The following is an 11047-nucleotide window of genomic DNA, read 5'->3' as shown; positions in this document are numbered from 1 at the left end:
TGCCTGGATGCCGGGTATACCGGCTCAAAAGACAAGGTTGAAAAAAGAGGCTATATCGCGCATATCCGTCCCCGATCTGAGGAAAAACAGGAGCTCTTGCGGAATCCCGATTTTAAAGCCCGGCGCTGGGTAGTAGAGGTTACGCATTCGTTCTTCAACCGTTTCCGCAAATTGCTGGTTCGTTTTGAAAAGAAAGCTGCAAACTACCTTGGTCTTCTGCATTTTGCCTGTGCAATTATTGTCTGGCGTAAATTGATTCGAGTCCATATCTAATTTATGGATAGGCTCTTAATCAAGAGCTGTAACTATCCATTTTCTGTAAGTGTGATACACGGGATTGAGCCTTCGGTTTTGCGCTGCCGAAGGCTCATTCTCCAACTATGTTGATTTTGAAAAGGAGGCTGGGTTTCGGGACGGTATCAGCCGCTCCATCAGGCGCCAATCCTTTGAATTTTTTCACAAGTGAAGGGAATTCCCGCGTGAACAGCAAAGGCGATATACAACAGAGTGCCTCTTCTATTGCAAATAACTCCCAACACATTTATAAAAGGGGGATATCTGACGCAATGATCCAGAAAAAGCAAAAAATATGGGGTGCTATATTCGTGACGGCAATACTCGTGACGGCAATCGTGCTGCTGCAAGCAAACAAGCCTTCTGTTGCGGACAGCGCTGTTACCACTTCGGAATTTACCAAATCTGTGCGGCAGGCGACCAATGAAGCCGGTATTTCGGTATCTTTGACAAACCATTCCGATGCCAAGCTTACCAGAGAAGAAGCGGCACTGATTTTACAGAACGCTTTGCATCTGCCCGACAAAAGCGAATCCTTTCAGGACGTCGCGGATGAATGCGGATATGCGGGCGCAATCGGCGCCGCTGCCGACACAGGCATCCTCGCCGGTGTCAGCAGTCAGAAATTCGGATATGGAGAGTATTTAACGCCGGCACAGCAAAGTGAAATGATTACCCGGCTGAAAACGTATTACGCCGACCGGCAGAAATCCTATGCCCCATTCAAGGCTGCGGTGCTGCAATTTAACCCGGTCATGCACGACCGCGACGGAAATGTCAAAAATCTGTGCGCAGAGATCGAAACGCTCTTGGAGCAAGGCGTCAAGCTCGTGGTCGCGCCTGAAATGAGTACGACCGGGTATGGGTACCAGTCGCGCGAGGATATTGCGCCTTATGTAGACACGCTTCCCGGGCACTCAACCGATGCAATCAGCGCGTTGACTAAAAAATATCATGCGTACGTTGTCTTTGGCATGGCCGAAAAGGACGCAAAAACTGATATCTACTATAATTCCGCGGCGCTGGTGGGGCCCGAAGGGTATATTGGAAGCTATCGCAAAACACACCAGTGGGAAACCGAAGAGCACTGGGCCGCCTGGGGAGACAAGGGCGTCCCCGTTTTTGCTACCGAACTGGGCAATATCGCCATCAACGTGTGTATGGATGCTGCTTATTTTGAGAGTGCGCGCTTGGCCGCGGTGAACGGTGCGGACATTCTGGCGTTCCCAACCAACTCCTCGGCACAGGCAGTCAGCGCGCTCCCGGCGCGCGCGATACAGAACGGGATGTATATCGTCAGCGCAAACCGCTCCAATACGGAGCTGGGGTTTCATATGATCGGCTCCAGCGCTATTTGGAGCCCAACTGGGAAAAAATTAGTGGAAGCTCCGCTGATTGCCAGTGAGAAAGAGGATGTCGATGCGGCAGCGGCGTACATCGCGACGATCGATCCGGCACAATATCAAAACGCAAACAAAGCACTGTTAATGCAGCGGCGTCCTGAACTTTATCAGAATTTGATGCTGCGCGTCGGCCCATGGGATTATACGAAATCTGCTGAGAGCAAACATGTCAATGCGGTTGCGCTGCAATATACGCCACAGGGTAGCGAAGAACAAAATAAGGCTTCGATCCAAAAGCTCATGGAGAATGTTTCGGATGTCGATCTGGTTGTTTTACCCGAATTATCCCTGATCGGAACAGTCAGCGAAACGCCGAAGGCCGATGCAAAACAGGCAGCGGAATTCGCATCCTCCCTTGCGGTAAAATATAGCACGGCAGTGGTCATTGGCGCGGTCGAGGAGAAGGATGGAAAGCTCTACAATACATCTGTTTTGGTGGACGCAGCCGGTAAGGTTGCCGGTACTTATTACAAAACACATTTGAGCGAATCTGACCGCAAATGGGCAACGGCAGGCGATGATATCCCTGTATTCAGCGTAGATGGGATCGGGAAAATCGGCATGCTGATAGGCGACGATGTGTGTTTCCCTGAAACAGCGGGGGTTCTTGCAACGAAACGTGCCGATGTGATCGCGATTCCGTCCGCCTGGTACGGCCAATATGGCGGCTTCTTCGAGATTAACAACAAGCTGTCGGCAAATCCATTTCCTGCAAACGCCATGGTCTTGTGGGACGCTGTTTCGGAAGGAGCGCAAGCCTATACGATTACGGCAAATTTTGTAGGCGGGAAAAAAGGATATCTTGGCAGCAGCGCGCTCAACACACTGGACCCGCTTTATGGATTGGATCAGCCCCTTGCAGCTTCAAAGACGGAAGAGCAGGCGCTTTCCATGTCGTTTGACACCCTTCAGAGCAGCTGGTGGTACAACCAGGAAATGCTGATCAATTCCAGACGCTGCGATTATTACAAGCCCTTGGTGGCGGATTGATTTCTGGAAAGACAATTCTCAAGCGGCATTTCCGATTGGCTATTGCTTTTCTCACAGCAGGGCTTTTCTCATAGGCTTCACCAAGGACGGTACTGATTTTACTTACTTTCTTTACTTTCATGGATGAGGGCCTTCGGCTCTAAGCCGCCGAAGGCTCATTCATTAGGAGCGTGTTTTTATGAAACAAGATGAAGTGCTGCGTATTTTAGAGGGCAGCTACGATCTGCACGTCCACCCTATCCCCTCGCATGTGCCGCGCTGCCTGGACGATTTTGAACTGGTTGAACAGGCTGCCTCTTATCAAATGGCCGGCGTCATGATAAAGAATCATTATGAATCCACTGCCACCCGTGCTGCTCTTGTAAACCGGCGTATGAGCCACCTGTGCACACGTGCCTATGGCGGCGTGGTTTTGAATTGGCCGGCGGGCGGGTTGAACCCCTATGCGGCAGAGAGTGCGTTAAAGCTCGGAGCCTCCTTTGTATGGATGCCCACAAGAGATTCGGCTCACTGCCTGAAAAGCGGGGATATGCCGGGCGATTTTTTTACCAGACCCGGAATTTCCGTTATTGACGAAGAAGGAAAACTTCTCCCTGTGGTCTACGATATTTTTGATGTGATAAAAAAATATGATGCCGTTCTTGCCACAGGGCACCTTTCCCCTGCCGAATCGATGATACTTTGCAAAGCCGGACGAAAAGCGGGAATCCGTATGGTTTTGACTCATCCCGAATGGGAACGCACACAGATTGATGCGGCATCCCAAAAAGAGATGGCGGATTTGGGTGTATGGATTGAAAAGAATTGGTACAACATTGCAGAGGGAAACTGCTCTGCGGAGCAGATGGCTGCCAACATCAAAGCCGTGGGCGCGCACAGCATTTTTCTTGCAACCGACCGCGGGCAGGCAGGAAAGGAAACACCCGTTGAGGGCTATATTCGGTTTATCAATGTTTTACACGATCAGGGTATTTCGACAGAGGATTTGATTACGATGGCGCAAAAGGTCCCTGCGGAACTGTTAAACAGATCCATTCCGTAATCAAAAGTACATCTTTCTTAAAAGGATATGGTCGCTGAAACGATCCGTTTGAGAACAGGAATTCTGGAGCAAAGGGAATTCTGTTCCATAATACAAAAGGCTCACGAAACGGAAGTTTCGTGAGCCTTTTGTATTATAGGTGAATATAGATGCTGCAAACAACGTCATATTATACTTACGAATCGAAAAAAAACAGCTATTCGTCCAGTTCTTTTTCGTCTAACTGTTTTTGAATTTTTGCCTGTCTTTTGGCATTCAGATACTTAAGGAAAGACAGTACAGCATAAGTCAAAACGGTTGAGCTGATAAAAGTCACTGCCAACACGGCAATAAAATAACCGATACCATCTTTCCTATATTGTTCTGCGTACTGTGTATAGTTCAAAACGCCGTTAATCGCGGTTACTACAATTCCCGTTACTATACTGTTTATGAAAGGAAAGGCCTTCGCTCGTTTTTCTTCGCCGTATATGTCAAGCCCCAAGGTCAGGTATCGTATTATCATGTAAAGGGACATTCCGAAGAAGCATATAAGCTCAACAGCATACTGCTCAAACGGAGCGTTCAGCAGTCTTTGCTGAACGAGCACTGAACAGAGAAGTATCATCATCAAAATACCGTATGCCTCACTATTTATTTTACGGCGCTGCGCCAAAACTCTTTCATCTTGCAAATTTTGCTTTCTCATTCTGATTCCTCCCAAAATAAATCATTCAATGTTTTGCCGAGTGCCTTACTGATTGCTATGCAAAGATTCAGTGTGGGATTATAATCCCCTGATTCTATCAACCCGATCGTTTGCCGGGTAACACCTACGGCTTTTGCCAAGTCCGCCTGGTTCATATCAACTTCCATTCGAGCGATTTTCATCCGCTTATTTTTCATGTAATGCCACCTTCCATAGGTATAATATACACTATATATAACACGATGTCAATTATATATTGCATTCGTGCTGATGAAGATTTATGGCAAGCACATTCCATGCTAAAAATTCCACGGGACCCGTTTAAAGCTCTTGTAAGATTTATGTCCCTTTCAGAAAATAGAAGTATTCTGTTGCGCTGAAACAGCGCAATCTTAGATACAGGATTTCAGCGGTGAGTTCATGGATTTTGCTGTGCTGCGGTTTAAATCTCACCGGTAGTCCCAGTATGTTTTAATGAAAGAGCAGAATTGAAAAAGAACTTCAGATTATTTTATAATAATGGACGGGAGCCAATCGCATAGTAACGACTGATTGGGTGCGGGCCGGAGAGCATAGCGAAAAATAACCGCGCTCTGTCATGCAGGGAATTCATGTCTGCTACCGGGACATCGGCCTTTTGGAAAATATAATTCAGCAGCAAAAGCAGAATGCTCAGACTGCATCCGCAAAAAACTGCATAAAAGAGTATTGGCAGACAGTGAACACTCACTGTCTGCCAATACATACTGCCCAAATTTCACCACAGTTTATAAAAACGCCCCTATGACGCCGTGGAGAAATGCGGGATGCGATTCTCTTGTAAAGATGCCACCGGAATCAGTCTTCACGACCGAGCAGCCAGTCAACAGAAACGTTCAGAATATTCGATAAAGCCACCAGTTCAAAATCCGTTACGTAGCGAATCTGCCCCTCTAGTTTAGAAAGGCCTGATGCATTCATGTCAATTCCGTTCACCTGCAGCTGAGCCAAAAGTTCCTTTTGCTTCATGCCCAGGTTCTTCCTAGCCAGTTCCACATGGGCACCTACCAAATTACGATTACCCAGGGCTTGCTTGCGTAATCTCATTCTTTCATCTCCCCGTTGCTCAGGCCGTATTTTACCGGCCAGAAAATAATAATAAGTTTTCCCCTCTTCAACAAAAAAGGTACAAAATTGCTGTCGCTTTTTTGAAAGCAAAGTATCATTATAAGAAATAAAAATACCACTATCCGGAATACATTCCATTATAGTAGATAAAATCGAAAAACGCAACAAAAATCATACAAAATTTTTAGAATTAATCCGTTTAATTTGCTGGTTTCCCGTGGAATGGCTCCAGCCTTGTCGAATGTCAAAAAAACATTGTTATTTAAAGGGTTTCTTGTTATAATACTATTCAACAAAGCGTCCGGCATATTTTTGGGGCTTGCCCCGATTTCGGGCAAAAAGCTTGAATCCCGCGCAGCGTTTCCTTCTTTGCTTTCTGATTTATAATATGCACAAACACCGCAAAGAGATTATGCTGTAATAATTGCTACTAACGAGGTGTATGGATTTGGAGGAGACAGCACAAACTCCATTCGGTAAGAATCTGACAATGCTCACCGATTTTTATGAAATAACCATGGCAAACGGCTATTTCACAAACGGTTTTGAGGACAAAATCGTTTATTTCGATATGTTTTTCAGAAAAATTCCGGATGGCGGCGGCTTTGCGATTATGGCTGGCGTACAGCAGCTTGTGGAATATCTGCAAAACCTCTCTTTTACCCCGCAGGATCTTGACTACCTGCGATCCACCGGAAAGTTCAACCAGGCATTTATCAATTATCTGGCGAACTTTCATTTTGAGTGCGATGTGTGGGCGGTTCCGGAGGGTACCCCCATCTTCCCCGGTGAGCCCATTGTTACGGTACGCGGCCCTGTGATTCAGGCGCAGTTTATCGAAACCATGGTGCTTTTGTGCGTCAACCACCAGACCTTGATCGCGACAAAAGCGAACCGGATTGTGCGGGCCGCCAGCGGCCGTTCCGTGATGGAATTCGGCTCTCGCCGCGCACAGGGCTTCGACGGCGCGGTATACGGCGCCAGAGCAGCGTACATTGGCGGCTGTACCGGTACCGCCTGCACCATCTGCGAACGCGATTTCGGTATCCCCGCAATGGGCACTATGGCACACAGCTGGGTGCAGCTGTTTGACACCGAGCTCGACGCGTTCCGCGCATATGCCCGTGAATACCCCAACCAGTGCGTTCTGCTGGTAGACACTTATAATGTATTGCAGTCCGGCATTCCGAATGCAATCCGCATCTTTAATGAAGAACTGGTTCCGCAGGGCTTCCGCCCCGCGGGAATCCGCATCGACAGCGGCGACATCACATATCTCTCCCGCAAAGCACGCGAGATGCTGGACGCCGCCGGGTTTGAGGATTGCGGCATCTGCGCCTCCAACTCGCTGGATGAATACATCATACGCGACATGCTGATGCAGGGTGCGCAGGTGGACAGCTTTGGCGTTGGCGAGCGCATGATCACCTCGGCTTCGGAGCCGGTGTTCGGCGGGGTGTACAAGCTGGTTGCCGTAGAACGGAAAGACGGCAGTATTGAGCCTAAAATCAAAATCAGCGAAAACGTAGCGAAAATTACGACGCCCGGCTTTAAGCGCCTGTGGCGCCTGTTTGACCGTTACAGCGGCAAGGCGATCGCCGATGTGATCACCCTGCACGACGAGCTGATCGACGACGAGATGCCCTATGTCATCTTTGACCCGGAATATATCTGGAAGCGCAAGCGAGTGGAGAACTTCCGCGCGGTACCGCTGATGACCCAGATTTTCAAGGCCGGACAGTGCATCATGCAGCCGCGCGATCTGCACGAAATCCGTGAATACTGCACCGCGCAGGTAGACACGCTGTGGGAGGAAGTCACCCGCTTTGAAAACCCCCACCGCTACTATGTCGACCTTTCGCAGCAGCTGTGGCAGATCAAAGACAGGCTGATCACGAACCACAACTTCGACAAGCCCACCGATCCGGTGTGATATGAGCCACCCATTAAAAAAGAAAGAACAACTGTTTCTCCCCCGCCAAAGCAGGGGAGAATTCGTTTTCTGCACGATTGGAAAGGATGGGATAAAATGGAGCTTGTCGTAAAAAGATTTGAAGAGCTGACGGCCAATGAGCTGTATGAGATTTTAAAGCTCAGGGTCTCTGTATTTGTAGTGGAACAAAACTGCCCTTATCAGGAGATAGACGATAAAGACAGGCAGGCGCTGCATGTATACCTGAAAGATGAGAATGGGATTCAGGCGTACCTGAGGGTGATTGAAAAAGGGGTCGCTTTTGATGAAGTCTCCATTGGCAGAGTGATTGCCATAAAAAGACGGTGCGGCATGGGCAGCAGAATTCTGGCAGAAGGAATACGGGTTGCCAAAAATCAACTCAAGGCAGACGCGATCAAAATAGAAGCACAAACGTATGCAAAAGAGCTGTATGAAAAGCAAGGGTTCCGGCAGATTTCAGACGAATTTTTGGAGGACGGAATCCCCCATGTACCGATGAGATTGGATTGCAGACAGACAACAGCTTGACAACAAAATAAAAAAACGTTAAAATAAGCGATGCGAGCAGGCTGAACAGTCGCGGGTAACGTCCGAAAGGGCCTATCCGAGGAAAGTCCGAGCTCCACAGGGCAAGAATAACGGCTAACGGCCGCCGGGGGTGACCCCAGGGAAAGTGCAACAGAGAGATACCGCCTGCGCTTTGCGCGGGTAAGGCTGGAAAGGCGGGGTAAGAGCCCACCAGCGCGCGGGAGACCGCGCGGCTATGTAAACCCTATTCGGAGCAACACCGGAATGGGACAAATGCGTCGGCCCGGCGCGTCCCGAACAGGTGGCATTGAGCTGCGGCGGCAACGCCCGGCCAAGATAGATGGCTGTTCACGACAGAACTCGGCTTACAGGCCTGGTCGCACCAACAAACGAAAACTTCCTTGAAAACACCTTTTTCCTGCCAATGATGATCCGGAAATCATCGCACTGGGAACGAATTCTCTGGCCGCCCGAAGCACGCTGAAAGCGGCGTAAGAGCGGCACCGGGAAAAGGGTATTGGAAGATGAATCAAACCATGAAGGTTTTAGCTGCCGCATGCAGCTGTTCCTTTATGGTTTTTTCTTATCTCTGTTTTCTTGGTTTTGGCAATGGCTTTAGCGCCGGGGATCCGGCAGGCATGATGAAGAAATGAAACGGAGGAAAGTAAATGAAAACTCTGTATATGGACTGTTTTTCGGGCATCAGCGGCAATATGACGATCGGCGCGTTCCTGGATTTGGGCGTAGACAAGGATATGCTGCTGAGCGAGCTGAACAAGCTGCATATAGACGGCTACCGGATCGAAATCAGCAAAAAACAGAAAAACGGGATCACAGGCACTTATTTCGATGTCATTCTGGAGGAAGCCCCCTCCTCTCACCAGGAAGAAGTATCAGGAGCAGATCAGGAACCGGATGCAGAACAGAAGGCTCTGCCCAGATGTACCTGTAAGCATCACCGTGCCTACTGTATCTGTGGAAAAAACAAGCTGCCGGATAAGTATGGCAGAAAAAAGAAGAAGCACAAGGAAAAACATAAGTACCACCTGAGTCATGACGGCAAACGCTCCCACACAGAGGAAGTGTACTCTTCTCTTGGGCACGGGGAAGCGCACCATGATCATGACCATACTCATGATGATCATCATGAGCACCATGAACACGACATGCACGAGCACGAACATGAACACGGGCACAAGCATATACACGGACATGAACATACACATGAACATACGCACGCGCCGCACCGCAATCTGCAGGATATTACCGAAATCATCGACGGCAGCGAGCTGTCTGATCGGGTCAAGCAGCTTTCGAAAAAAATGTTCTCCTTTGTGGCGGAAGCGGAGGCAAAGGTTCACGGCAAACCGATTGAGGAAGTCCATTTTCACGAAGTCGGCGCCATCGATTCCATTATCGATATTGTCGGCACCGCCATCTGTGTGGACAGCCTGAACCCCGGCCGTATTGTCGCTTCGCACCTGCCGGTCGGCTCCGGCTTTGTGCGCTGCCAGCACGGCCTGATCCCCGTGCCCGCTCCGGCCACGCTGGAGATTATCCGAAAGGGCGGCATTCCGGTTTATTCGAACGGAATCAAGAAGGAGCTGGCCACCCCCACCGGCGCGGCAATCCTTGCTGCCCTGGCCGAAGAATACAGCCCGCAGCCGGAAATGGAGATTCACGCCGTCGGCTACGGCGCCGGGCTGTATGATCTGGAAATTCCCAATACCCTGCGGCTGATTCTGGGAGAAACGCTTCCGGCCAAAGAGAGCCCCAAGCCCCAAAGCGGAGTGATTCTGGCCGAAACCAATATTGACGACACCACGGGAGAGGTGCTCGGTTACGTGATGGGCCGCCTGCTGGACGCCGGCGCTCTGGATGTATTCTTCACCCCCATCTATATGAAAAAATGCCGCCCCGCCGTAACGCTCTCTTTCTTATGTGAAGCGTCTTTGGTGCAGGCATTGGAGCGGATCGTATTCGAAGAAACCTCGACGATCGGCATCCGCAAAATTCCGGTGCAGAGAACCGTCATGGACAGAGCCTATGAAACCGTGGAAACTCCCTATGGGAAAATCCAGGTGAAAAAAGTGACTTATGGCGGGCTCACAAAGAGGTATGGAGAATTCGAGGACGTCAAGGCCGCCGCGGAGCGGCACGGAATACCAATTCAAAAAGTATATGACGCATTGAAAATCAACGAAGCCAATTAGCGGGAGGAATACACATGGACGAACTGCATTTAAAATATGAAAAGCTGGAGCAATACCTGCGTTCTTTGGAAAGCGTCGCCGTGGCGTTTTCCGGCGGCGTGGACTCCACCTTTCTGCTGACCGCCTCGCATAAGGCTCTGGGGGATAAAGCCGTGGCTGTTACGGCACGCTCCTGCAGCTTTCCGCAGCGGGAGCTGAACGAAGCCAAACGCTTTTGTGACCTCAACGGGATTCAGCACATCATTGTAGATTCGGAAGAGCTGCACATTTCCGGATTTTCCGAAAACCCGGTGAACCGGTGCTATCTGTGTAAAACAGAGCTGTTCCAGAAAATCCGGGAGGTAGCGGACCGGTTGGGCCTGAAGGAAATTGTGGAGGGCTCTAATCTGGACGACAACGGCGATTACCGCCCCGGGCTGATCGCCGTGGCGGAGCAGAATGTAAAAAGCCCCCTGCGGCACTGTGATCTGTCTAAAGCGGAAATCCGCATTCTGTCGAAGGAATTGTGTCTTCCCACCTGGAGCAAGCCCTCCTTTGCCTGTCTTTCCTCCCGCTTTCCTTACGGTGAAAGGATCACGGAAGAAAAGCTTTCTCAGATCGACAAAGCCGAACAGATTCTGCTGGATTTGGGGTTCCGCCAGGTGCGCGTGCGGCATCACGGCAATCTGGCCCGCATTGAGGTGGAGGAGGAGCAGTACCCGAAGCTGCTGGATCAAGAGGTTCGGCACGCTATCTCCGACCAAATCAAAGCCCTTGGGTTCGTTTACGTATCGATCGATATAACGGGTTACCGTACCGGCAGCATGAATGAAACGCTGGCCGCGAAAG

The 11047-nt window shown here is 49.8% G+C and carries 11 protein-coding genes and 1 other RNA gene; 9 read left to right on the top strand and 3 right to left on the bottom strand.

The features are described 5' to 3' along the window. The 3 genes from HMPREF1141_RS06035 to HMPREF1141_RS06025 form a co-directional block, all read left to right on the top strand. Positions 1 to 273: transposase (locus HMPREF1141_RS06035; RefSeq protein ID WP_009060949.1), on the top strand; the 273-nt coding region annotated here is incomplete at its 5' end. Between the two features lie 332 nt (positions 274 to 605). Then, positions 606 to 2687, top strand: coding sequence for a nitrilase-related carbon-nitrogen hydrolase (locus tag HMPREF1141_RS06030; protein ID WP_242824566.1), 2082 nt, complete (start codon positions 606 to 608; stop codon positions 2685 to 2687). A 178-nt stretch (positions 2688 to 2865) separates the two neighbouring features. After that, positions 2866 to 3729 (top strand): DUF6282 family protein, encoded by an 864-nt coding sequence (locus HMPREF1141_RS06025; RefSeq protein ID WP_009062128.1) that lies wholly within the window; start codon positions 2866 to 2868, stop codon positions 3727 to 3729. 196 nt (positions 3730 to 3925) lie between these two features. Here the strand turns inward: HMPREF1141_RS06025 and HMPREF1141_RS06020 are convergent, their stop codons facing one another. The 3 genes from HMPREF1141_RS06020 to HMPREF1141_RS06010 all read right to left on the bottom strand — a co-directional run bounded on the left by HMPREF1141_RS06020 (position 3926) and on the right by HMPREF1141_RS06010 (position 5503). Further along, positions 3926 to 4417, bottom strand: a complete 492-nt coding sequence (locus tag HMPREF1141_RS06020; protein ID WP_009062120.1) for a DUF6773 family protein — start codon at positions 4415 to 4417, stop codon at positions 3926 to 3928. After that, on the bottom strand, positions 4414 to 4614 hold the full coding sequence (locus tag HMPREF1141_RS06015; protein WP_009062118.1) for a helix-turn-helix transcriptional regulator: 201 nt from the start codon (positions 4612 to 4614) through the stop codon (positions 4414 to 4416). The genes HMPREF1141_RS06020 and HMPREF1141_RS06015 overlap by 4 nt, the downstream gene beginning before the upstream one ends. A 640-nt stretch (positions 4615 to 5254) precedes the next feature. Further along, positions 5255 to 5503: a helix-turn-helix transcriptional regulator gene (locus HMPREF1141_RS06010; RefSeq protein ID WP_020073148.1), complete on the bottom strand. Its 249-nt coding sequence runs from the start codon at positions 5501 to 5503 to the stop codon at positions 5255 to 5257. 511 nt (positions 5504 to 6014) lie between these two features. On the opposite strand from HMPREF1141_RS06010, the gene HMPREF1141_RS06005 reads away from it, so the two are divergent. The 6 genes from HMPREF1141_RS06005 to larE form a co-directional block, all read left to right on the top strand. Next, the gene (locus HMPREF1141_RS06005; RefSeq protein WP_035316636.1) at positions 6015 to 7457 is read left to right on the top strand and encodes a nicotinate phosphoribosyltransferase; all 1443 of its coding nucleotides are present in this window, start codon (positions 6015 to 6017) and stop codon (positions 7455 to 7457) included. Between the two features lie 96 nt (positions 7458 to 7553). Continuing rightward, positions 7554 to 8006: a GNAT family N-acetyltransferase gene (locus HMPREF1141_RS06000; protein ID WP_009062126.1), complete on the top strand. Its 453-nt coding sequence runs from the start codon at positions 7554 to 7556 to the stop codon at positions 8004 to 8006. A gap of 33 nt (positions 8007 to 8039) precedes the next feature. Beyond that, an RNA gene (gene rnpB, locus HMPREF1141_RS16855) (RNase P RNA component class A) lies at positions 8040 to 8390 on the top strand. Positions 8391 to 8530: 140 nt separating this feature from the next. Beyond that, entirely contained in the window at positions 8531 to 8659 is a 129-nt protein-coding gene (locus tag HMPREF1141_RS17790; protein WP_275051682.1) for a hypothetical protein, read from the top strand. Between the two features lie 15 nt (positions 8660 to 8674). Further along, positions 8675 to 10219: a nickel pincer cofactor biosynthesis protein LarC gene (gene larC, locus HMPREF1141_RS05995; protein ID WP_009062121.1), complete on the top strand. Its 1545-nt coding sequence runs from the start codon at positions 8675 to 8677 to the stop codon at positions 10217 to 10219. Between the two features lie 14 nt (positions 10220 to 10233). Further along, a partial coding sequence (gene larE / locus HMPREF1141_RS05990) for an ATP-dependent sacrificial sulfur transferase LarE (RefSeq protein ID WP_009062124.1) occupies positions 10234 to 11047 on the top strand: 814 nt, incomplete at its 3' end.

The sequence above is a fragment of the Clostridium sp. MSTE9 genome (assembly GCF_000277625.1).
GTDB classification, from domain to species: Bacteria; Bacillota; Clostridia; order Oscillospirales; family Acutalibacteraceae; genus Faecalispora; species Faecalispora jeddahensis.
This window is presented reverse-complemented; position numbering and strand designations above follow the sequence as displayed.